A 23,891-nucleotide genomic window follows, 5' to 3' on the forward strand; every position below is an offset into this window, starting at 1 on the left:
GCCACTCCTAAATTAATTAAAAGAGGCTTTTAATAACCTCGCATTAAGTGCTAGCCATGCCTGTTTTTGATTTTCCCAGGCGGCTTCCAACTCATGGTATTGTGCCATTAATGCTGAGCGTTCACACTGCTTTGCCATGTTATTTTTTTTAACTTCTAACACTTGTTTTTGTAGTGAACAATAATTTTGCAGTTTTTTCAGCAGTAAATCGTACTCTTGTTGTAATAATGTAATCTTATCTTGTGCTAAAGGCAATTTTGCAAGACGCGTTTGCGTTTTGCTCATGAGCGTTTCGGCCTTCGCTTTTTCGATACGTTCAACAGGGGTACGCTTTAACTTATTGGCTAAACCAACAGCTGCTAAAGAGCGAATCATCCATTTTGTTGGATCGTAATGAAACCATTTAATACCGTTACGGTAGTCGCTTGCAAAAATATGGTGGAAGTTGTGATACCCCTCACCGTATGTAAATAACGCTAAAAAGCCGTTATCGCGTGCCGTATTTTTTTCGGTGTATGGGCGAGAGCCCCAAATATGTGCAACCGAATTTATAAAAAAGGTAAAGTGTTGACTCAGTACTAAACGTAGTAAACCTGCAAGAATTAACATCCCCCACACATCACCAACCAATAAACCAAGTGCTAGAGGCAAGCCTACGTTCATAGCAATCACAAGCTTTAAGTAATGTTTGTGTTGCCACATAACTATTTTATTGCGCTGTAAATCACGACAATTACTATAATCACCGTAGCTATCGCCTTGGTAGTCACGTAACATCCATCCGATATGGCTATACCAAAAACCATTGGTCGCCGCGTAAGGGTCTTTTATTGGGTCGTCAACTTGACCGTGATGTATACGGTGATCGCTACTCCAATGCAATGCACTGTTTTGCAGTGCAAAAGCACCGCCAAGTGCAAAAATAAATTCAACTGCAGGGTGTGCGTTATAGGTTTTATGTGCCCATAATCGATGGTAGCCGGCAGTAATTGATAAGCCCGCATAAAACATGCAGCCTACAAAAGCAATCCAATGCGCGCTGGTAAATCCGTAGCTAATGGCGTACCAAGGTACAAGTGTGGCAGCCGCCAAAAAGGTTAGGCTAAAAAATAGGACGTTTGTCCAAATAATCGGTGGTTTATTCATAATTCTCAATCTCAGCGTACAACTGTAAGCTAAAATAGTATTTCAAACTCTTGTCGTCAAGTATTAGACTGTACAATTGAGCTAATATCACTAAATATTCATATAAAATAATTCAGGGAGCTGTTGATGTCGGGTGTTAGAGCGCAACAGAAACAAAAAACACGACAGGCGTTAATTCAAGCGGCATTTAATCAGCTGAGTGCTGATCATAGTTTTTCGAATTTAAGTTTACGCGAAGTAGCACGAGAAGCTGGTATTGCCCCAACTTCTTTTTATCGTCATTTTAAAGACATGGATGAGTTAGGTTTAACCATGGTAGACGAAGCCGGTTTAACCCTTCGCCAACTTATGCGTCAAGCTCGCAGACGAATAGCGAACGATGGCGGCAGTGTTATAAATACCTCAGTGGTTACTTTTATGGAGTTTATTGATAACTCAAGTAACCAATTTAGATTATTACTACGAGAGCGCTCCGGGACTTCTAAAGCATTTAGAGCCGCAGTAGCGCGCGAGGTAAAACATTTTATTTTAGAGCTGGCTCATTATTTAGAAAGCGAAACTAAATGTAATGCTATGCATGCCTATATTCAGGCGGAATCTATGGTAACGCTCGTATTTAATGCGGGTGCAGAGGCGCTCGATATAGAAGGATTGCAACGCGACGAATTGATTGAGCGCGTTATTTGGCAGCTGCGTTATATTACTCGTGGAGCCGGGCATTACGTAAGAGAAACGAGTAAAGAAGCATAGCTTAAAAAAATTGTAAAAAGTTAATATAAGCACGGTATATTGCAGTGCTTATTAATTTAAGCGTCACTAGTCATGTATTTGTTATTTTAATTCTTAATAGGTGTCTTGGTTGAATTAAAAAACCCAATTGAATCGTTTTTAAATCTGTTTTGTGGAATTTTTATGCTTGCTTCCGTCGCTTTGTAATGTTAAAAATAGGCTTCACTGAACACACACACAAGAAAACAAGATGCATATTATTCGTTTAATTACACTAAAACTTAACCTCTTACTGCTATGGTCAGTGAGCGGGGATTAGTGTGTTTGCATCGAGTTGAACACTAAAAACCCCGCAATTGCGGGGTTTTTTTTATCTCGCGGCTGGGATTAATTGAAATTTGGGTAACATAGGAATGAGGGGCAGTTATGCAAGAGCAAGATAAAGTATGGATTTTTGATACCACCTTACGTGATGGTGAGCAAGCACTTAAAGCAAGCCTTACTGAAGATGATAAAATTCAATTAGCGCATACAATTAGCCGCTTGAATGTGGATGTGATGGAAGTGGGTTTTCCGGTTTCGAGCCCTGCTGATTTTCGCTCGGTGCAACGTATTGCAACCGAGGTAAAAGGTCCGATTATTTGTGGTTTAGCACGCTCTGTTGCCAAAGACATTGAAGCCTGTGGCGAAGCACTTCGCACAGCTCAGCAAAGCCGTATTCATACTTTTATTGCTACAAGCCCTTTGCACCTTGAACATAAATTACGTATGAGCCTAGACGATGCAACGGCAATGGCTGTTAAATCAATTAAATTAGCACGTAACTATACTGATGATGTTGAATTTTCGTGTGAAGATGCCGGTCGTACCCCGCATTGGGATTTATGTAAAATTGTTGAGCAGGCAATTAACGCCGGAGCTTCAACTATTAACTTGCCAGATACCGTTGGTTTTGTAACGCCAGATGAGTACGCCGCAATGATCCGTCATTTAATGAATAACGTGCCAAATATTGATAAAGCGCGTTTAAGTGTGCATTGCCACAACGATTTAGGTTTAGCAGTAGCAAACTCGGTGGCTGCAGTGCAAGCCGGTGCACGCCAAATTGAGTGTACTATTAATGGCATTGGTGAGCGGGCTGGTAACTGCTCGCTTGAAGAAGTGGCGATGATCATGAAAATGCGTAAAGACCATTTAAAAGTATACACAGATATTAAAAGTGAAGAAATTTACCGCGCATCTCGCCAAGTGGCTAAAATTTGTAATATGCCAGTACAACCAAATAAAGCGATTGTTGGCGAAAACGCCTTTGCGCATAGTTCTGGCATTCACCAAGACGGTGTATTAAAAGCGCAAAATACTTATGAGATTATGTCGCCAGAAAGCGTTGGTGTGCCAAGTAACCAATTAAATATGACTTCGCGTTCGGGTCGTCATGTTATTGAGCACCGTTTAGAAGAGTTAGGCTATCAAAAATCTGATTACGATATGGATGGCTTATATAAAAGCTTTATCGAATTGGCTGACCAAAAAGGCACCGTATACGATTACGACCTTGAGGCGATGATTTACTTTAATCAAATTAACGATAAAGACGAAAAATACCAATTAGAATTTGTTAACTCAGCTTCTAACTCACAATCGGTAGCAAGCTCTACGATTGGAATGCGCATTGATGGCGAAGCTAAACAAGAAGCCGCGACAGGTAATGGTCCAGTAGAAGCCTCGTTTGCAGCTATTGAGCGCTTAACCGGTATGAGCGTTGAAATGATTGAATATAACTTAGAAGCGACAGGCCAAGGTGCAAGCTCATTAGGCCAAGTGAATATTATAGCTAAATACGATGGCCGACCTTACCACGGTGCGGGCATTGCAGCGGATGTGGTTGAAGCGTCGGTACGCGCCATGATCCGTGTTTATAACTTAATTTATCGTGCACAAAAAGTGTCTGATTTAAAACAACAAAGGAAAGCAGGATGAGTAAAACAAACTACAGCGTTGCCGTATTAGCTGGCGACGGTATTGGTCCAGAAGTGATGGCAGCAGCAGAACAAGTACTTGATGCTGTGAGCAATAAGTTTGGTTTTACCCTGAACCGTGAGCATTATGCAATTGGTGGCGCAGCCATTGACGAATTTGGTAAAGCATTACCAGAGAGTACACTTGCTGCGTGCGAAAACGCTGATGCTATTTTATTTGGTTCGGTAGGCGGTCCTAAATGGGAAAACCTACCACCAAACGAGCAGCCTGAGCGCGCATCGTTATTGCCGCTTCGTAAGCACTTTGGTTTGTTTTGTAACCTGCGCCCTGCACAGTTATTACCTGCATTAAGTGCAGCGTCACCACTTCGCGCTGATATTAGCGAAAAAGGTTTTGATATTTTATGTGTGCGCGAGCTAACCGGCGGCATTTATTTTGGCGAAAAAGGCCGTAGCGGCGAAGGCGAAGAAGAGTTTGCATTTGATACGCAAACATACTCACGAAAAGAAATCGAACGTATTGCACGCTTTGCTTTTGAAGCTGCAAAATTACGTAGTAACCATGTTACCTCTGTTGATAAAGCAAACGTACTTGCATCAAGCGTATTATGGCGCGAAGTAGTAACCGAAGTAAGCAAAGACTACCCAGAAGTCAGCCTAGATTACATTTACGTAGATAACGCCGCTATGCAGTTAGTTAAACAGCCTAGCCAATTTGACGTACTACTTTGCGATAACTTATTTGGCGATATTTTGTCAGATGAGTGCGCGATGATCACAGGCTCAATGGGTTTATTACCTTCGGCAAGCTTGAATCAATCGGGTTTTGGGTTGTATGAGCCAGCAGGCGGTTCAGCACCAGATATTGCAGGTAAAGGCGTTGCAAACCCAATAGCACAAATTTTAAGTGCCGCATTAATGTTACGTTACTCGCTAGGGCAAGACGAAGCTGCGCGCACCATTGAAAAAGCAGTAGCAGAAGCCGTAGAAGCAGGTGTAGGCACGCCAGATATATATCCAAATGCCGGTTACAGCACAAGCGATGTGGCAGCCGCTATCGTTTCACGCATTTAATAACATATTAAAGTTGCAGCACCGTTATGCTGCAACTCAAACAGATTAGGGAATTAGCAAGTGGCCCAGACGTTATACGACAAAATTTGGCAAGCACATACCGTTGCCAGCATAAATGAGCAAACCGACTTACTTTATATTGACCGCCATTTAGTGCATGAAGTTACTTCTCCGCAGGCTTTTGCAGGTCTACGTGAAAAAAACCGTACTGTACGTTGCCCAGAAAAAACCTTTGCAACGATGGATCATAACGTATCGACTAAGAGCCGATCACTTGATGCCGCAAGCGAAGTATCTAAAAACCAATTAATGGCGCTTGATAAAAACTGTAAAGAGTTTGGTATTGTACTTTACGATTTAAACTCAATTAACCAAGGCATTGTGCACGTAATGGGCCCAGAGCAAGGTATTACTTTGCCAGGCACAACCATTGTATGTGGCGATAGCCATACTTCTACGCATGGTGCGTTTGGCGCATTAGCGCATGGTATTGGTACGTCTGAGGTTGAGCACGTATTAGCAACGCAAACGCTACAGCAAAAAAAGGCGAAATCGTTAAAAATTCAAATTAACGGTGTATTGCGTCCAACAGTTACGGCTAAAGATTTAATTATGGCGGTAATTGGCAAGTTAGGTACTGCTGGTGGCACAGGTTATGTAGCAGAGTTTTGTGGTGCAGGCATTGAAGCGCTTTCAATGGAAGCCCGTATGACGCTATGTAATATGAGCATAGAAATGGGTGCAAAAGCGGGTTTAATTGCATCTGACCAAATTACTTATGATTATTTAAAAGATCGTCCGTTTGCACCTAAAGGCGCAGATTTTGATGCAGCCGTTGAATATTGGGAAACCTTAAAAACAGACGAAGGCGCACACTTTGATTTAGTTGTTGAGCTAAATGCTGACGACATTCAACCACAAATTACCTGGGGCACAAGCCCAGAGCAAGTAATTGGTGTTGATGAGTGCATACCCGATCCAGATAAAGAACCAGATTTAATTAAAGCTGATGCAATTCGCAGCGCGCTTAAATACATGGACTTAAAAGCGGGCGATAAATTATCAAGCGCAAAAGTAGACACGGTATTTATTGGCTCATGTACAAATAGCCGCATTGAAGACTTGCGCGCTGCTGCAAAGATTGTTGAAGGCAAGCAAGTTGTAGCCGGCATAGAGGCGTTAATTGTACCGGGCTCTGGCTTAGTTAAAAAACAAGCTGAAGACGAAGGCTTAGCCGATATTTTTAAAGCCGCAGGCTTTGAATGGCGCGAACCAGGTTGTTCTATGTGTTTAGCGATGAACGATGACCGCCTAGAAGCAGGCAAGCGTTGTGCATCTACTTCTAACCGTAACTTTGAAGGTCGCCAAGGTCGTGGCGGGCGTACACATTTAGTTAGTCCTGCAATGGCGGCAGCCGCTGCAATACATGGTCACTTTGTTGATATTAGAGGAGAAGCATAATGAGCGTATTTTTTAGTGGCTTAATGGCTCCACTTGATAAAAACAATGTAGATACTGACCAAATTATTCCTAAGCAGTTTTTAACATCAACTAGCCGTGAAGGTTTTGATGCTGCCTTGTTTTATGATTGGCGTTACCTAGATAACGGTGAGCCAAACCCTGACTTTATTTTAAATCGCCCATGCTACCAAGGCGCGCAAATATTATTAACGCGCGACAACTTTGGTTGTGGCTCATCTCGCGAGCACGCGCCATGGGCACTTAAGCAATATGGTTTTGAAGTTATTTTAGCTGAAAGCTTTGCAGATATTTTCTTTAATAACTGTGGTAACAACCAAATGTTAGCCATAGCGTTACCTGCCGACACGCTTGAGCAATTGTTTGTACTTAGCGAGCAGCATGACGATATTAACATTGAAATCGATCTTGAAAATCAAACACTAACAAGCAGTAAGTTTGCGCCAATTAGTTTTGATATTAGTAAAGAGGTAAAAGAACGTTTGTTAAGTGGTTTAGACTTTATTGGTGTAACCGAAACACTAAACCCACAGATTGATGCGTTTGAAAAAAAACTAGCAGCTGAGCGCCCTTGGCAGTAATTGTTTAATCTGTATATAGTAAAATCACGTATTGAAAAGCACGGCAATTGCCGTGCTTTTTTGTGGGTAAATATTAGATTCAGTACCTAAGGCTTAATGTCTAAAGTCAGCCATTAACGCAGGTATACCAGGTAACATGCCTACAATAGCCATTACAGTGGTAAGTAGCACAAACATAATAAGTGGAATCACCCAGCGGCTCATCTTAGTTAGCTCAGCGCTACGTTCTTTACAGCCAATAAGCCCTAAGTTATCAAGTAACATAGTAAGCGACCAACCAAAAGCCGGGTTAACCAAGGTTGAGGCAAACACCACAATAGCGGCTGATTGCGTTGTTTTGCCTTCGCGCGTCATTTCCATGCCAGCTTCAAGTAGCGGAATAAACACCCCTACAATAAGCGCTACACAAAGCACAGGTTGCCAAATGGCTAAATCCATAGGGTAACCCCATAAACCAGCAATAATACAAAATACGGCTGTTAAAATGGCGCCAGCCGGAATAGGGCGTTTAGCAATAGCAGCAGGTACAATGTAGGTTCCCCACGATGAGGTAAAGTTAGCACCACCGGCAAGTGAGCCAAATGTTTGTCTAACCGATGCGCTCAGCATGGTGTCGTCGATATTCATTTGCACTTTTTCGGTGCGTTGCGGATAGCTTATTTTTTGAAATACTTGATGGCCTAAAAAATCAGGAGACCACATAGCAACGGCGAGCACTGCAAATGGGAGTACAACAACAAAGCTTTCAAGCGTTGGTAAACCTAGCATCCAACCCGTGTTTTCGCCCCACCAGTAAGCTGGGTTCATATTTGGTAAACCCGGTGCAGTATGAAACTCAAACGGTGCACCTAAGGCAAAGGCGACCACGCCACCAATAAGGCAGCTTAACGGCACAGCTAACCAACGCTTTTTAAAGTGCTCTAATAGCGCATACAATAAAATGGTGGCTAAAATAACAATAAACGCAATATGCGCCATATCAATAGCCTCAGCCCAGGCAAACAGCTTTTTAACCTGCGAAATAGTACCAATAAAACCTAAATAAATGAGTAGCCCGCCACATACACCTTTACTGGTTAGGCGCGCGAGCATACTTCCTCCTTTGGTTATGGCCAAAATAAAACCAAAGGCACCAATGAGTAAGCCAAACGCCATAGGGTGACCGCCAGCTGCAACTACAATAGGAATTAACGGTATAAGAGGGCCATGAGTACCAGCCAAGTTAGCTGTTGGTAAAATAAAGCCTGAGAATAAGATGATAAAAATAGAAACAATGAGTAATTCGTAGCGCACATTTTCTAAAACAAAGGCATCGCTTAAACCAAGAGGCGCTGCAAATGTTGCTGCAATAGCCCCCACCATAACGACTTTACCAATAGTGCCCGCCATTGCAGGAATGGTGTCTTCAAATTCAAATCGGTAATCTCTAAACGGTAAATTAGGACGCCAGCGCTTAGGCTGCATAATCTGTAATTCATGTTCGAGATACTCGTCGCGAGTATTAAACTCTGAACTCGGTTTGTGAAGCTGCTCGTAGCTTTGAGCATTCTTGTGCGTGTTTGATGGTGCATCACCGGGTGGTGTAGTTTGCATGCGTTCTCCTGCAACATTGTTGCTTAATCAAATAAATACGGCTTTTGTTAAAGCAAATGAATATTGAATATGCAGGGTAGATCAGCTTTTAGGCTGCTATGTATAGGCAAAAGGTCGTGCATGGTTGTTTTTAATACAGTTAATTTAAAAAACTGCTTTACACTAAAAGTTATAAAACTACAGAAGGTGATTAAAAGTTGTTATAAATCATAATCTTGAATGAGTCATTAAGGAGGCGGAGCACTATTTACCTAATAGTATAGTGTTAACGGCAGGTTATTATCCTTTAGTCTTAGTGGCTGTGAAATGAGTGTTTTTATTGAAAATACGCTAGGTGGTGAGGTAATCCCTTCAAAAATACTACACACTAAAGGTTAAAAGCTTTTGCATTTGCAAAGGCTTTTGTTTTAACTGCTAGCTTTTACCAAATTATTTCTACAAATTCAGGGTGGTCGATATACGGGTTACGATTACCTTGAAATTCAAAGGCTGCTTGGTTACGGTCAAGTTCCATTTGGCTTACAGGATCGCTGTTATGCCAGTTAAGCAGCATGGCTACAACCCAGCTTTCAAACACTTGGTTGCTTGAACCATTAAGTACAGCATTACTTGAGGTCGTTTTGGTTTGCCAAGTGCCTATTACATTTTCGTAGCGCGTTGCCATGTAAAAATAAGCGCGAGCAAAGTCACCTTTAAATTCGTCAATTGGCTCAAATACAGTACCTGAGTAATTTAATGAACTTGCGGCAGAACCTAATTTACTTCCGTTGGTTGATGTAAATGAAGCGCTTGCTACTTCACCAAATGGGAAATTACTACGTTTTGAGTTTACATAACCGTCGGTTGCGTAAATATGATGCACATCTGAGTTCATTGGCTCAATAGTGCCGCCAAACCAGCTTTTAGGAAATGAATGCTCACGGTTGTAACAGCCGCCTTCTCCACTATAGTTACCACATTGGTCACTCACCGCAGTATAATTGTAGCTATCTGAGCCGTTTGGTTTCTCACTATACATATCTAAAATGCTGTTATCGTTTTCAAAGTATTTATCACGTGCAGATGAGTCGTAAAAATTCCAAATAGCCGAGTAACCCTGTGCATTATGATCTTTAATAATATTATAAAGCTCAGTTTTTAGTGCATAACCTGATAACCCTTGAGCAGTAACATAGTAGCCAGTGGGTGTTGGGTTGGTCCCGCCGCCATCACCAGAGCCACTACCTAAAGTAAATGCCGTGCTGTCTGTATTATTAAAACTTGCACCGCTAGCAAGTGTGGTAGAGCCTTGCTTAAGCGCATAACTGCCACTACCTGTCGAACAACACATGCCATCGCCGTAGCTGTCACTAATAACAAGTGTGTAAGTACCATCAGTTAGGCATATTTGCTCATCATACTGAGTGTTTGATGCGTAACCACTGCCGTTAGCAACAGCGCTACCTTGATTGTTATTAACGGCCCAGCTAGTTTCGCTACCGTAATTATCGGTGTTAAGCGTTAAGGTAAGGCTATTGTCGGTGCAACTTGTTGATGCGTTGCCATCAGCATTTGGTAAAAAGTTATCTACGTATACGATTTCGCTGCCATCAAATCCACTTACATCGTAAAACCTAAGCCCAACACTAATTGTTTTATCACTGCTTGCTGTATAGCTATGGCTAATTGTTTGCCATTGGTTAGTTTGTGCTTGATTTGAATAGCCTTGATAGCCATCTACATATAAGCGCGCTTTAATTTTACCTTCGGTGTGGTAAACATCAGCCGAAAAGTTATAGGTTTTACCAGCTTCTACAGCAACCTGTTGTAGTAAATCAGTGTTACTTTGCGATCCTGTTGTTACATTGACAGCAGCAGAGCTACTACCGCTTTTAACTGTACTAGTTGAGCGCGTTAAGCTGATTCCGCTATCAATAGTGCTCCAAGAGCTAGGTGAATTACCTGACCATTGTTCAAATCCGCCATTAGCTACATTGGCCATTACAGGTAATGAGCCAAGTAACAAAGCGGTACTAAGTAGTTTATTTTTATATTTCCCGTGTAACATAGTTGTTCCTATTTTTATTTTGAATGAAGAATATACCCTACATTAGTTAGGTTACAAAATTGTTAATTTAAAGTGCAGTAAAAAGCAATAATAAGTCTTTAATCTGTTTTTGAAGGTATTTTTATAAATTAATAACTAAATGGAATATCAAAGCAGATTCTATTCTTTTTTTATCTATGCTGAGCCCGTTATCCTACTAACTTAGAAAACCTCAACAGATACGCTCTGGATGAGGTAAAACTCATTTTTAACAATACACAAAGTGTGTTGTGTTTAATTTTCAGGGTTATGGGGAATCGATTCATGTTGTTAGGTCAACTAAATGCTGCGGCAAGCCCGCTATCGCAAGATCAAGTACAAAAGCTGCAAGGTTTAGTGGCTGAACTTAATCCAATTCAACAAGCGTGGGTGAGTGGTTACTTAGCTGCAAATGCTAATTCGGCTGCGTTAGGTGCTCCTACGGCAGGCGTACCAGCTGCGGGTGATGCAGCAGCGCTAACTATTTTATATGGTTCGCAAACAGGTAACGCAAAAGGTGTAGCTACCAAAATGAAAGAGCAGGCTGAGTCGCGAGGCTTAGCAGTTAAGCTTGTTAGCATGTCAGATTACAAACCAACAGCCCTGAAAAAAGAAAAGTTTTTAACTATCGTTGTATCTACTTACGGCGAAGGTGAGCCACCAGAAGACGCAGAAACACTCCACGAATTTTTAGCCACTAAAAAAGCGCCAAAACTAGACGATGTAAAAATAGCGGTTATTGGCTTAGGTGATTCTAGCTATGAGTTTTTCTGTCAGACAGCAAAAGATTTTGAAGAGCGTTTAAATAAACTCGGTGCACAAACTATCTATCAACGTGCTGATTTAGATGTAGATTACGAAGATGAAGCTGCTACGTGGATCGCCGGTGCAGTTGATGCATTTGAACCTGATTTAAAAGCGCAGCAAGAGGCCGCTGGTGGTCAAGTTGTATCAATGCCATTTGGCGCTCCTACCTCTGCAACAAGCCAATATACAAAACAAAATCCATTTGAAGCAGAGCTATTAACTGTTCAAAAAATCACCGGTCGCGACTCAACTAAAGATGTACGCCACGTTGAAATTTCGCTTGAAGGTTCTGACATTACTTACACGCCAGGTGATTCATTAGGTGTGTACTTTTTAAATGACGATGTATTAGTTGATGAAGTACTTACACTTACTCAAATAGATGTAACAAGCATTGTAAAAGTAGGTGATGAAGAGCTAAGCGTACGCGATGCACTTATTGAAAAGCTAGAGCTGACTCAGTCGTACCCAGGTTTTGTAGAAAAATACGCAACAGCAACAGGTACGCCTGAATTATTAAAGCTTGTAGAAGATAAAGCTGCAATGCGTGCGTATATTGAACCTCGCCAAATATTTGATGTGATTCGCCAAAATCCAGCAAAAATTGATGCGCAAACATTAGTAGATTGCCTACGTAAACTACAAGCTCGTTTGTACTCAATTGCATCTAGTCAAGCTGAGGTTGAAGACGAAGTACATTTAACACTAGGTCTAGTGCAGTTTGATGCATTTGATAGCGAGCATTTAGGTGGCTGTACAGGTTACTTAACTCGCCGTGCAGAAGAAGGTTGTAAAGTTAAAGTATTTAGCGAACACAACGACAATTTCCGCCTACCAACTAACGATGATACACCGGTGATTATGGTTGGTCCTGGTACGGGTATTGCGCCGTTCCGTGCATTTTTACAAGAGCGTGATTCGCGTCAAGCACAAGGCAAAAACTGGTTGTTCTTTGGTAACCCACATTTCACTCAAGACTTTTTATACCAAGTAGAAATACAGGGTTATTTAAAATCGGGTTTACTTAACAAAGTAGATGTTGCATTTAGCCGTGACCAAGCAGAAAAAGTATACGTACAAGACAAATTACGCAGTAACAGTAAAGACGTGTTTGAGTGGTTAGAAGCTGGCGCTCACTTTTATATTTGTGGCGATGCAAATCGCATGGCAAAAGATGTACACAACGCCTTGCTTGATATTGTTAAAGAAAACACAGGCAAGAGCAATGAAGACGCAGAGCAATATTTAAAAGATTTGCGTAGCGCAAACCGCTATCAGAAAGACGTGTATTAATCACGTTTCTTATTTTATTTAACAGCTAACAGCCGTCACTGTAACAAATTTAGGATTTAAAATGAGCGAACAAGATAAAAACGTAAAACTTTCTGATAACGAACGTTTGAAAAGAGAAAGTAACTTTTTACGTGGCACCATAGAGCAAGATTTAAAAGACGAAATTACCGGTGGTTTTACTGCCGATAACTTTCAGTTAATACGTTTTCATGGCATGTATCAACAAGATGACCGCGATATACGTGGTGAGCGTGCTAAGCAAAAGCTAGAGCCGCTACATAATGTAATGTTACGTGCACGTATGCCTGGCGGTATTATTAAGCCAGAGCAGTGGTTAGCAATCGATAAGTTTGCTGATGAAAAAACAAGCTACGGCAGCATTCGTCTAACTACGCGTCAAACGTTTCAGTTTCATGGTGTATTAAAGCCGAATATTAAAGGCATGCACCAAATGCTTAACAGCGTAGGTATAGACTCTATTGCAACTGCGGGCGATGTTAACCGTAACGTGCTTTGTACTACTAACCCTGTTGAGTCTGAGTTACACCAAGAAGCTTACGACTGGGCTGCAAAAATTTCTGAACATTTATTACCAAAAACGAAAGCGTATGCCGAAATTTGGTTAAATGGCGAAAAAGCAGAAACCACAGAAGAGCCAATTTTAGGATCTAATTACTTACCGCGTAAGTTTAAAACCACGGTGACTATTCCACCTAACAACGAAGTTGATGTACACGCTAACGATTTAAACTTTGTGGCAATTGCTGATAACGGCAAACTTGTTGGTTTTAACGTATTAGTGGGCGGTGGCCTTGCGATGACGCACGGCGATACAGCAACTTATCCGCGTAAGGCTGATGACTTTGGCTTTATTACGCTCGAAGATACCTTAAAAATTGCAGAGCATGTTGTATCTGTGCAGCGCGATTGGGGTAATCGTTCAAACCGTAAAAATGCAAAAACTAAATACACATTAGACCGTGTTGGCGTTGATGTATTTAAAGCAGAAGTAGAAAAACGCTCAGGCGTTACGTTTGCACCAAGCCGCCCATTTGAGTTTACTCATCGTGGCGATCGTATTGGTTGGGTTGAAGGCATTGATGGTAAGCACCACTTAACACTATTCATTCAAAGTGGTCGTATTTTAGACTATCCAGGCAAGCCGCTTAAAACAGGTTGTCGTAAAATCGCAGAAGTTCACCAAGGTGACATGCGTATGACGGCAAACCAAAACTTAATTATTGCTGGCGTACCTGCAGATCAAAAAGCCGTGATTGAAGAGATTGCCCGTAGCCATGGCCTGATTGACGACAAAGATTCGCAGCAGCGTAAAAATTCTATGGCGTGTGTTTCACTGCCAACGTGCCCACTTGCAATGGCCGAAGCAGAGCGTTACTTACCAAGCCTAGTAGAAAAAACTGAAGCATTACTTGCCAAGCACGGTATACCAGATGACAGCATTATTATGCGCGTTGTAGGTTGCCCTAACGGTTGTGGCCGCGCAATGCTTGCAGAAGCTGGTTTAGTGGGTAAAGGGCCAGGTAAGTACAACGTTTACCTAGGTGGTAATTTAGAAGGTACACGTATTCCTAAATTGTACCTTGAGAACGTAGGCGAAGACGTTTACCTAGAAGCATTCGATAAGCTCATTGGGCAATGGGCAAAAGAGCGCAATGACGGTGAGTGTTTTGGTGACTTTGTTATACGCAAAGGCATAGTTGCTGAAGTAAAAGTATCAGTAACCGATTTTCACGCTTAATTAAATACCAGCGCTTTGGCGCTGGTGAGGTTTGGAATTTACCATGAGTGAATTTAAAAACATTTTACAGCTAGATAAACAAAGCCAAGCGGCTATGTTAGCTGATGCTAATGGTTTGCTAGCGAATATGAGCGCAGAACAGCGTGTTGCATGGGCGCTTGATAACTTGCCTAATACGGCTTTTTTATCATCTAGCTTTGGTATTCAAGCGGCAGTAATGCTGCATTTAATGACCTCACAACGTCCAGATATTCCCGTTGTATTAACCGATACAGGCTATTTATTTCCTGAAACGTATCAGTTTATTGAACAAATGAGTGAGCGTTTATCACTTAACTTAAAGGTGTATAGAGCGCAGCTAAGCCCAGCATGGCAAGAAGCTAAGTTTGGCAAGTTGTGGGAGCAAGGCGAGGACGGCATCAAGCAATATAACCAGCTTAATAAAGTTGAGCCGATGACCCGCGCACTTAAAGAGATAGAAGCGGGCACGTGGTTTAGTGGTTTGCGTCGCGATCAATCATCTACACGTGCTGATAAACAGTTTGTAGAAATAAGCCGTGGTACCGTTAAAGTGTACCCGATTATTGAATGGTCTAACCGCGACGTGTATCAGTACCTGACTAAGCATGATTTACCTTACCACCCATTATGGGAACAAGGTTATGTGTCGATGGGTGACGTACATACAACACGTAAGTTAGAGCCAGGAATGACAGAGGAAGAAACTCGCTTTTTTGGTTTAAACCGAGAATGTGGACTACACATGGATGGTGACGGTATTTAACGTCACTACGATGCAGTTAAATCGCAAATAAATACGCAGCTTCGGCTGCGTTTTTATTTTCTTTTATTCGGGTAGAAAAAATTGCCTAATTAAGTATTTTTTATTAGACTCAAGGCATTAAAGGATTAATTAAAGCAGGAACGCTATGAAATACTTTACCTACTTAGCTATATCAATCATGGCTATTGCAGTCATCTCTTTGTTTTATTTAAAAAAGCCTGATGGTCAAACATGGCTTTCTGCATCATCAATTAGCAATGAATCTCAGCAAATTAAAGAAAAAATGGTCGCGCTATCTAGCAATACTTTGGACCAAGCAGTGCTGGGCGTTAAGCAAGCTGGCGATAAAATTGCGAGCAGTATTTCTGATGAACCAATTGCTACAAATGCCACCTCAAGTGGTAAAATTTTTAAGTGGCAAGACGAAACAGGCCAATGGCACTTTTCTGATACACCTAACCCACATGCAAAAAGTATTGAAGTAAAACTCGATCCTAAAGATATTACTGTTATTGCTGCAGAAGACACGTCTATTTTAAATACCTCTTCAACTCCAAACACAATGTCGGCTGCACCAGAGGGGATCAGTATTTTGAACCCAGATTCGGTTAAAAAGCTATTTAATGACGCCGAAAATGTAAAAGACAAACTAGAAAAACGTAATAAAGAAATTAATAATTTAAGTGCACTTTAATTATTTAGAGTGAGTGCTTTTATTGTTTTTTAAATAACGTTTTTCGGCTTCCATCAATAATACTGTTAAATATATTTTAGTGGGAAGCGACAGCAGCACGCCTACAGCAATGCATGCCGCTGCTATAATTATTCCTTTAATACCATGCTCGACAGTAAAGTAGTTCGATACAATTAACGTATGGCCAGTCACGATAAGGGACAACCCAAGCACTATTGATGTTTTAAGCAGTCTAATTATCATTGTTGGCGACATAGTTACCTCAGTAGGCACGCTTTAAATGCTTAGCATTGATTTAAGGCAACAAACAGCAAATATAAAAAAGCCCAGCTTATTACTAAACTGGGCTTTTAGATGTATTAACTACTGTCTTTGTTAGTCGAGCATATTACGCAGTACATATTGTAAAATGCCGCCGTGTTTGTAGTAATCCCACTCTTTAGGGGTATCAATACGTACGTCTGCACTCAAGGTTACTTTTTTACCTTCGGCATTTGTAGCAATAACGGTAACTTCATCGGTTTTATCGTACAGGCCATCAATATCAAATTGTTCTTGCCCTGTTAACCCATGTGTCTCGTAGCTTTCACCCTCTTTAAATTGCAGCGGTAATACACCCATACCAATTAAGTTAGAGCGATGAATACGTTCATAGCTTTGTGCTACAACGGCTTTAACGCCTAATAAAAGTGAGCCTTTAGCAGCCCAGTCACGAGATGAACCCGTGCCATATTCTTTGCCCGCTAAAATAATGAGTGGCGTATTATTTTTTTGATACTCCATTGCTGCATCATAAATACTCTCTAGCGTATCGCCAGGCTGAGTACGTGTTACGCCACCTTCAGTACCAGGAGCTAGTAAGTTTTTAAGACGCACATTAGCGAACGTTCCACGCATCATTACTTCGTGATTACCACGGCGTGAGCCGTACGAGTTAAATTGCGCTTTATTTACACCTTTCTCTTGCAAGTATAAACCTGCTGGGGCTTCTGCTTTAATAGCACCCGCTGGAGAAATATGGTCAGTGGTTACTGAATCTCCAAGTTTAGCTAAACAACGTGCACCTTCAATAGAAGGAATGCCCGGTGGTTCTACTTTCATACCATCAAAAAAGGGTGCTTTTTTAATGTAGGTAGATGCATCATCCCAATCGTAAAGTTTGCCATCCGGTATTTTAATTTGCTGCCAACGGCTATCGCCTTCGTAAACGTTAGCGTAGCTTTTTTCAAACATTTCCTTAGTTACGGTTTCTTTAACTAAGTCACTTACTTCTTTAACGCTTGGCCAAATGTTTTTAAGGTAAATATCGTTACCGTTAGCATCTTGAGCAAGGGGTTCGTTGTATACGTCAATATCGGTTCTACCTGCAATGGCATAAGCTACGACAAGCGGAGGAGAGGCTAAAAAGTTCATTTTAACATCTTGGTGAATACGCCCTTCAAAGTTACGGTTACCCGATAAAATAGAGCTCACTACTAATTTATGTTTTTGAATCGCGTCTGATATTTCAGTTGCAAGTGGCCCTGAATTACCAATACACGTAGTACAGCCGTAGCCAACTAAGTTAAAGCCAAGACTTTCTAGGTCATCCATCAGGCCTGCTTTTTCTAGGTAGTCGGTAACTACTTTTGAGCCTGGAGCAAGTGATGTTTTAACCCAAGGTTTTACATTAATGCCTAACTGTTTCGCTTTTTTAGCAACCAAACCAGCAGCTAAAATAACACTTGGATTAGAGGTGTTGGTACAGCTGGTAATTGCGGCAATAACACAAGCGCCATCGTTTAGCTCAAACTCTTGGCCTTTAAATTTAACCTTAGCGGCACCCATAAACTGCGCTTCGTTAACTGGCTCATCTGGATTTGTTGTCGGCCCTTCACTCTCAATACGAGCTTGTTCTTCATCGCTTTTATCACGACGAGCCATACGTTCGTCTTGGAAGCCTTTTAAATGATCGCCAATAACTTTGCCAGCTTCGTTTAAGGCAATTCTATCTTGTGGGCGTTTAGGGCCTGCAAGGCTTGGTACAACGTCATCTAATTTAAGCTCAAGTGTATCGGTATAATTAGCTTCGTCGCCATCGTTACGCCATAAGCCTTGATGCTTAGCGTAATCTTCAATTACTTTTAAGTGTTTTTCGTCGCGGTTTGTTAAGCGAAGGTAGTTAATGGTCTCATCATCAATTGGAAAAATACCACACGTAGCGCCGTATTCTGGTGCCATATTGGCTATGGTTGCTCTATCGGCAAGTGGTAGGTCGGCAAGGCCGTCACCATAAAATTCTACAAATTTACCCACTACGCCATGATTACGCAGTATTTCGGTTACTGTTAACACTAAATCGGTTGCGGTAGTACCTTCAGGTAAACGTCCGCTTAGCTTCATACCTACTACTTGTGGAATGAGTAAGCTAATTGGCTGACCAAGCATGGCTGCTTCAGCTTCAATGCCGCCTACACCCCAACCAAGCACGCCTAAGCCATTAATCATGGTGGTGTGAGAGTCAGTCCCTACAAGCGTATCTGGGTAAGCGAATTTTTTTCCGTCGCGCTCTTCATTAAAAACAACGCGCGCTAAGTATTCTAGGTTTACTTGGTGAACAATGCCGGTTGCTGGTGGCACTACTTTTAAATTATCAAAAGCGGTTTGTCCCCAACGTAAAAATTCATAACGTTCTTTATTTCGGTCGTACTCAAGTTTTGCATTTAAATCAAATGCACCATCATTTCCGTAGCCATCTACTTGTACCGAATGGTCAATCACAAGTTCAGCAGGCGATAACGGGTTTATTTTTGCAGGATCTCCACCTAGCTTTTCCATTGCGTCACGCATCGCGGCTAAATCTACAATAGCGGGTACGCCGGTAAAATCTTGCATAACAACACGGGCGGGAGTAAAGGCAACTTCAGATGAAGGCTTTGCTTGAGGATCCCAATTAAGAAGGGCTTGAATGTCTTGTTCTTTTATATTTACGCCATCTTCGTTACGAAGAAGGTTTTCAAGTAGTACTTTTAAGGAAAAGGGCAATCGTTTCGCTTTGTCGCCAAGTCCTTTTAGAGAATGAATATGATATTGCTCACCATTTATTGTGAGCTGATGTTGGGTATCGAAACTATTATTCATTATTTGCCCCTTTATGAATTATAAAAATGTTTTGAAGAGTGACCTCTGTAGTGTTCGAGTTGCAAAGTACATACCAGTGTAAAAAATCGCGTTTAGAGAACGAATTTTATACAGTTATTATAGTAGAGATGATGCTGAAAAATTTAATTTCAAGAGATGATTTAAAAGAAGAGATAGGGTCAAAAGTTATTTCGACCCTTATTAATTACTGTAACCAACCTTGTTGCTTACCTTTAATACTCAAGCAAAGTAAAGCGATGGCAATAATGATTACAAAAATAGGCATAAATACCGCACTTGCGCCAAGTAGCTCAATACTATTTATGACCACAAAATTATAATATTGCTGAATTAAAATAGCGCCGAGCGATAGCGCAAAAGTAGGTGTTGCCAGCGCGTTTTTAGCAAGTAAAAACAGACAACCCAAAGTGCTTCCAAATACAGCTACAGCAAATGCAATGGTTGACCAAAGAGGGATGTCAGAGTAGGCAGCTTGTTGATCTAACGGAAGTTTACCTATCATTTCGGGTGTCATCATCATGTGCATAGCAAATGCAATAACGCCAAGTAAGTTCCATACGAGTGCCGCCCATACAACGGGTTTAAACCAATTTTTAGGTGTGTTTACAGACATTTTATAACCTTGTTTTTATTATTATTAACGAGGTTATTAAAGAGTAAAAAGGCCAACTATACAAGTTGGCCTTTTTTATAAAAAGAGTGCTTTTAAATGCTTAACCAAATGAAATAGGACGACGACCTGTTTTATCATCTACTTTTGGTTTTTTAGTTCGCTTACGCTTACTTTTAGCTGGTTGATTTGTTGGTTGTGGTGCAGCTTGCTTTGACTCTGCTTGAGTTTGTACCGCAGGTTTTTCTGCAGGGATTGCATCTTCACTTAGTGAGAGTTTAAAAAACTCACCATCAAACTCTAGTACATCACCACTGTATAATTTTTTCCGTTTAATTGTACAAATTTCATGGTTAACACCCACATAGCCTTCAGTAATTAGGTTTTTAGCTTGGCCGCCACCTTCAACTAAGTTTAGTACTTTTAATAATTTACAGAGCTCAATCGGCTCTTCTTCTAATTCTATTTCTATGTATTCTTCGTTCATATTTGCTCTCGGTGGGGTAACGCACAAGCTGTAGTATAAAGGCTTGCAGCTACTTTTGCACCAAAGCAAGTAACTTTAGCTAATTGTAATAGGGAAATAACGACGAAAGTTTTTATGTATTTTATCTGTCTTTAAAAAAACTGAAGCAATTGAAGAGTAATCTTTGCAGCAGTTAATTTTACGTATGGCCTGCTAATTGCTAAAACTTTGGCGGAATAAATATTTTTCATTAAATGGAGTAGGAAATGGGCGTAAGATTAGCAATGAAAAAAGAGCTAATGGGATTAGATAATTCAGGTATGTTAACTGCTGACGATGTTAGAGAGCACCTTGCTAATTCTGTAAAAAAGCAAGCTGATCAAGGTGAGCGCGGTTTTTCTGTAATTTCAAAATTCAATGATACCCATAGCCGTTTAGTTAGTGGTGATGCCACGAGAAAAACAAAACTTGAATTTGAACGTCATCGTTTGTTTAAAGAAGTTTTATATACTCGCAAAAGTGTTGATGCTTGGTTAGATAGCCAAATTAGCTGATTTGCTATTTATCAAAAATATAGTTTTAGTGTGCTTAGCCATTTTATTAAGTATGTGTCAGTAACCGACTGCGTATATTTATACATAAACGTTGAGTGCAACTCAAAAGTAGCAGCTAGAATCAACTTGGGGATATAAACAGTCTCTAACCGTGGATTTCTATATGCTCGCTTAATTTGGCAATGCGCAGGCTCATACCTTCAATAATTCGGTCTTTAATTTTTTCGCGGATAACATTAGGTAAGCGGGTGAGTGCTTCAGGGGTAATGGCAAGTACTATGGTGTCGGTTTTAGCGCGAGCACTGGTACTGCGCTCTCGGTTATTTATAAAGGCACCCTCACCTATAAATTCACCGGGCTCAATAGTGCCAAGTTCTAGTAAATGGTTATGCTTAAATACTAATAATGCGCCGCTAAGTACAATGTACAAACGCTTGTCGTTATCGTATTGCTTAAATAAAAATTGATGCTGACTTACTAAATATAACAGGCCGAACGACTCCAATAAGACTTGGCGCTCGCTGAGCGTAAATTCTTTAAAAAAGTGCAGCCTGTTTATAATTTCCATTTGTTTGAATAATGGAATATGTTCGATTAGCTTCATCAATAACCAAATGTGTTAAAAGCGTTTAATCAGCTAATATTGCGCTCTTTTAATTTTCGGGTCAACGTGTTGCGTCCCCAACCAATTTTTATAGCAGCATCTTGCTTATGACCAGAACAATTAGCCAGGGCTGTTTTTATTAAGCGAGTTTCTAGTTGAGCTTGAATGTCAGGCCAAATATTTTCTTTGCCTTTTTTTAGCTCTTGATTAAGCCATTGTTGAAACGCATCTAACCAATCACCTTCTTCTTGGGTTGGTGAAGCATCCAGAATCTCCGGCGGTAAATCTTGCTCGCTTACAAGCTCACCCGGTGCCATAACTGTCAGCCAGCGACACGTATTTTCTAATTGGCGTACATTACCTGGCCAATTAAATAAACGTAGTTGCTCAGTAGCTTTAGGGCTCAGCACTTTGCTTTCTACTTGTAGCTCTTTAGCGCTTTTATGTAAAAAGTGTTGCGATAAGCTTTCTATATCTTCAGTACGCTCTCGAAGTGCAGGTAAACGTAGGCGCACAACATTAAGACGATGAAATAAATCATCCCTAAACTTGCCTTGTTTAACTAAATCTTCAAGGTTTTGGTGCGTAGCTGCAATAATGCGTACGTCCACTTTTATACTTTGATGGCCACCAACGCGATAAAACTCACCATCGGCAAGAACGCGTAATAAACGTGTTTGCACATCAAGTGGCATATCACCAATTTCATCTAAAAATAGTGTACCGCCATTGGCTTGCTCAAAGCGGCCTTTACGTACGCTATCGGCGCCCGTAAACGCGCCTTTTTCGTGGCCAAATAACTCTGACTCAACAAGCTCTTTTGGAATGGCCGCCATGTTAAGTGCAATAAATTGATTTTCTTTACGTGGACTATGATTGTGCAGGGCGCTGGCGACAAGTTCTTTACCTGTGCCAGATTCACCATTTATTAATACGCTCATGCTTGAGGCCGATAGTTTACCTATCGCTCTAAACACTTCTTGCATAGCGGGTGCTTCACCAATAATGTGGGCACTTTTTGGTGGAGCTTGCTTTCGCTTAGTTTTTTTAGTGGAGTTTGCTCTGCATGCGCTCTCGACTAGCGCCACTGCTTCGTTTAAATCAAACGGCTTAGCTAGGTATTCAAAAGCACCTTTTTGGAATGCATTAACTGCAGAGTCCAAATCAGAGTGGGCTGTCATTATAATAACCGGCAGCCCAGGGTTTTGCTCTGCTATAAGCTCAAGCAACGCCATGCCATCCATACCAGGCATTCGTACGTCCGAAACTAAAACAGTAGGTTGACTAAACTTTAATGCGCTTAATACATCTTGCGCATTAGCAAAGCTTTCTGCGTTAAACCCTGCACGGGTTAGTGCTTTTTCAAGTACAAATCGAATAGAAGCATCATCATCTACAAGCCAAACTGTTTTCATGCAAACTCCAAACATTAATCTGCAAAGGGCAGATAGATATTAAATTCAGTATGTCCAGGCCAGCTATCACATTCTATATAGCCATCATGTTGATCTATCAGCGTTTGCGCTATTGAGAGTCCTAACCCTGAGCCATCTTCTTTATTGGTGATCATAGGGTAGAACAGTGTTTCACGTACACTGGGATCAATACCTGGTCCGTTATCAGATATTTGGATCAACAAGGCTTTTTTAGGTGCTTTACCTGGGCGACGATGTTGATGATTAATGCGGGTTTTTATTGTTATTTCACCGCCATCTACAAGCGCCTGCTGAGCATTTCGAACAATGTTTAATACTACTTGCTGAATTTTGCCTTGATCAATGTATACATCAGGAATGCTTGGGTCGTAATCTTTAACCAAGCTAATGTTAGAACAATTATCTAACGTACTTAGTCGTGCAACTGATTCAAGTGATTGATGTATATTGCCATACGATTTTTGCGGAAGCTGATTTGGCCCTAAAAGCCTATCTACTAATTCGCGTAATCGGTCAGCTTGCTCAATGATAAGTTCAGCACATTGGTCTCTTTCTTGTTGATCAACCTCATACTGCAATAACTGCGCCGCTCCGCGAATTCCACCTAAAGGATTTTTAATTTCGTGAGCTAAGCCTCTAATTAGATTTCGGGCTGCTTGGTATTGATGCATTTGATTAGATGCTTGGTCGTGCTTAATTTCGTCATCAGTTTGGCGCCACTCAAATAAAATATAAAGTGAGCCATCAAACTTAATTTGTCGTGTACTTACGGCTACTTTTGCATGGCGAGAATCGCTAAAAACCACGTCAGCTCTGTGCTGCTGGCAATCTACACCTTCAACTAATGAGTATTGTTCTATACGCTGCAAATCGATTGAATGGTAATTAAAAAGACTGTCGAAAGGCTGATCTAATAGGCGCTTGTTACCAAGGCCAAGCAGTTCGCTAGTACTGGTATTGGCATAGACAACGGTGAAGTTTTTATCAAGCAACATGATAGCGGTTGTTTGATTTTGCCAAATAGCATCGAGTAGCTCAGGGCTAAAGTTTTTATTATTAATCATAGCTGCACCATTTTAGTGCGTGAATATTTACAA

Annotated in this window: 20 protein-coding genes; 10 read left to right on the forward strand and 10 right to left on the reverse strand. The window is 41.0% G+C overall.

Annotated features, from left to right (window positions below):
* Window positions 1-12: 12 nt before the first annotated feature.
* Window positions 13-1,146, reverse strand: a complete 1,134-nt coding sequence (locus JG479_RS00690; protein ID WP_008138662.1) for an acyl-CoA desaturase — start codon at window positions 1,144-1,146, stop codon at window positions 13-15.
* A gap of 126 nt (window positions 1,147-1,272) precedes the next feature.
* Here JG479_RS00690 and fabR point away from each other — a divergent pair, with 126 nt between their 5' ends.
* From fabR to leuD, 5 genes are all read left to right on the forward strand, one after another.
* On the forward strand, window positions 1,273-1,896 hold the full coding sequence (fabR, locus tag JG479_RS00695) for an HTH-type transcriptional repressor FabR (protein ID WP_002961087.1): 624 nt from the start codon (window positions 1,273-1,275) through the stop codon (window positions 1,894-1,896).
* Between the two features lie 405 nt (window positions 1,897-2,301).
* The gene (leuA, locus tag JG479_RS00700; RefSeq protein WP_002961090.1) at window positions 2,302-3,855 is read left to right on the forward strand and encodes a 2-isopropylmalate synthase; all 1,554 of its coding nucleotides are present in this window, start codon (window positions 2,302-2,304) and stop codon (window positions 3,853-3,855) included.
* Window positions 3,852-4,928, forward strand: a complete 1,077-nt coding sequence (leuB, locus tag JG479_RS00705) for a 3-isopropylmalate dehydrogenase (RefSeq protein WP_149601953.1) — start codon at window positions 3,852-3,854, stop codon at window positions 4,926-4,928. Before leuA ends, leuB begins: the two co-directional genes overlap by 4 nt.
* Before the next feature lie 60 nt (window positions 4,929-4,988).
* Window positions 4,989-6,389 carry a 3-isopropylmalate dehydratase large subunit gene (gene leuC, locus JG479_RS00710; protein ID WP_200219729.1) on the forward strand — a complete coding sequence of 467 codons (1,401 nt, stop codon included), beginning with the start codon at window positions 4,989-4,991 and terminating at the stop codon, window positions 6,387-6,389.
* On the forward strand, window positions 6,389-6,988 hold the full coding sequence (gene leuD, locus JG479_RS00715) for a 3-isopropylmalate dehydratase small subunit (RefSeq protein WP_200219730.1): 600 nt from the start codon (window positions 6,389-6,391) through the stop codon (window positions 6,986-6,988). Before leuC ends, leuD begins: the two co-directional genes overlap by 1 nt.
* Window positions 6,989-7,081: 93 nt before the next feature.
* Here leuD and JG479_RS00720 read toward each other — a convergent pair whose 3' ends face one another.
* Together JG479_RS00720 and JG479_RS00725 are read right to left on the reverse strand one after the other, a co-directional pair.
* Window positions 7,082-8,581, reverse strand: a complete 1,500-nt coding sequence (locus tag JG479_RS00720; RefSeq protein WP_039488646.1) for a DUF3360 family protein — start codon at window positions 8,579-8,581, stop codon at window positions 7,082-7,084.
* A gap of 421 nt (window positions 8,582-9,002) precedes the next feature.
* Window positions 9,003-10,628 carry an endonuclease gene (locus tag JG479_RS00725; protein ID WP_200219731.1) on the reverse strand — a complete coding sequence of 542 codons (1,626 nt, stop codon included), beginning with the start codon at window positions 10,626-10,628 and terminating at the stop codon, window positions 9,003-9,005.
* A gap of 303 nt (window positions 10,629-10,931) precedes the next feature.
* On the opposite strand from JG479_RS00725, the gene JG479_RS00730 reads away from it, so the two are divergent.
* The 4 genes from JG479_RS00730 to JG479_RS00745 all read left to right on the forward strand — a co-directional run bounded on the left by JG479_RS00730 (window position 10,932) and on the right by JG479_RS00745 (window position 15,983).
* The gene (locus JG479_RS00730; protein WP_200219732.1) at window positions 10,932-12,746 is read left to right on the forward strand and encodes an assimilatory sulfite reductase (NADPH) flavoprotein subunit; all 1,815 of its coding nucleotides are present in this window, start codon (window positions 10,932-10,934) and stop codon (window positions 12,744-12,746) included.
* Between the two features lie 61 nt (window positions 12,747-12,807).
* Window positions 12,808-14,505 (forward strand): assimilatory sulfite reductase (NADPH) hemoprotein subunit, encoded by a 1,698-nt coding sequence (gene cysI / locus JG479_RS00735; protein ID WP_002961104.1) that lies wholly within the window; start codon window positions 12,808-12,810, stop codon window positions 14,503-14,505.
* A 43-nt stretch (window positions 14,506-14,548) separates the two neighbouring features.
* The gene (locus JG479_RS00740; RefSeq protein WP_002961106.1) at window positions 14,549-15,289 is read left to right on the forward strand and encodes a phosphoadenylyl-sulfate reductase; all 741 of its coding nucleotides are present in this window, start codon (window positions 14,549-14,551) and stop codon (window positions 15,287-15,289) included.
* Between the two features lie 145 nt (window positions 15,290-15,434).
* On the forward strand, window positions 15,435-15,983 hold the full coding sequence (locus JG479_RS00745; RefSeq protein WP_165743535.1) for a DUF4124 domain-containing protein: 549 nt from the start codon (window positions 15,435-15,437) through the stop codon (window positions 15,981-15,983).
* Here the strand turns inward: JG479_RS00745 and JG479_RS00750 are convergent, their stop codons facing one another.
* The 4 genes from JG479_RS00750 to JG479_RS00765 form a co-directional block, all read right to left on the reverse strand.
* Window positions 15,984-16,238 (reverse strand): hypothetical protein, encoded by a 255-nt coding sequence (locus JG479_RS00750; protein ID WP_200219733.1) that lies wholly within the window; start codon window positions 16,236-16,238, stop codon window positions 15,984-15,986. It lies immediately after the preceding gene.
* Between the two features lie 120 nt (window positions 16,239-16,358).
* A complete protein-coding gene (acnA, locus tag JG479_RS00755) occupies window positions 16,359-19,103 on the reverse strand; it encodes an aconitate hydratase AcnA (protein ID WP_200219734.1) in 2,745 nt (914 codons plus the stop codon).
* A gap of 205 nt (window positions 19,104-19,308) precedes the next feature.
* The gene (locus JG479_RS00760) at window positions 19,309-19,737 is read right to left on the reverse strand and encodes a hypothetical protein (protein ID WP_039488637.1); all 429 of its coding nucleotides are present in this window, start codon (window positions 19,735-19,737) and stop codon (window positions 19,309-19,311) included.
* A 100-nt stretch (window positions 19,738-19,837) separates the two neighbouring features.
* A complete protein-coding gene (locus JG479_RS00765; protein ID WP_002961114.1) occupies window positions 19,838-20,221 on the reverse strand; it encodes an RNA-binding S4 domain-containing protein in 384 nt (127 codons plus the stop codon).
* 245 nt (window positions 20,222-20,466) lie between these two features.
* Between JG479_RS00765 and JG479_RS00770 the strand changes: the two genes are divergently transcribed.
* The gene (locus tag JG479_RS00770) at window positions 20,467-20,754 is read left to right on the forward strand and encodes a hypothetical protein (protein ID WP_182712460.1); all 288 of its coding nucleotides are present in this window, start codon (window positions 20,467-20,469) and stop codon (window positions 20,752-20,754) included.
* Between the two features lie 145 nt (window positions 20,755-20,899).
* On the opposite strand, the gene JG479_RS00775 is transcribed toward JG479_RS00770, so the two are convergent.
* From JG479_RS00775 to glnL, 3 genes are read right to left on the reverse strand one after another with little or no spacing between them, the layout of a single operon-like run.
* A complete protein-coding gene (locus JG479_RS00775; protein WP_182674046.1) occupies window positions 20,900-21,358 on the reverse strand; it encodes a cyclic nucleotide-binding domain-containing protein in 459 nt (152 codons plus the stop codon).
* Between the two features lie 29 nt (window positions 21,359-21,387).
* Window positions 21,388-22,773, reverse strand: a complete 1,386-nt coding sequence (gene ntrC, locus JG479_RS00780; protein WP_002961117.1) for a nitrogen regulation protein NR(I) — start codon at window positions 22,771-22,773, stop codon at window positions 21,388-21,390.
* Window positions 22,774-22,787: 14 nt separating this feature from the next.
* Window positions 22,788-23,858 carry a nitrogen regulation protein NR(II) gene (glnL, locus tag JG479_RS00785; RefSeq protein WP_002961118.1) on the reverse strand — a complete coding sequence of 357 codons (1,071 nt, stop codon included), beginning with the start codon at window positions 23,856-23,858 and terminating at the stop codon, window positions 22,788-22,790.
* Between the last annotated feature and the right edge of the window lie 33 nt (window positions 23,859-23,891).

It is taken from the genome of Pseudoalteromonas sp. LC2018020214, from assembly GCF_016598755.1.
Lineage (GTDB): Bacteria > Pseudomonadota > Gammaproteobacteria > Enterobacterales > Alteromonadaceae > Pseudoalteromonas > Pseudoalteromonas distincta.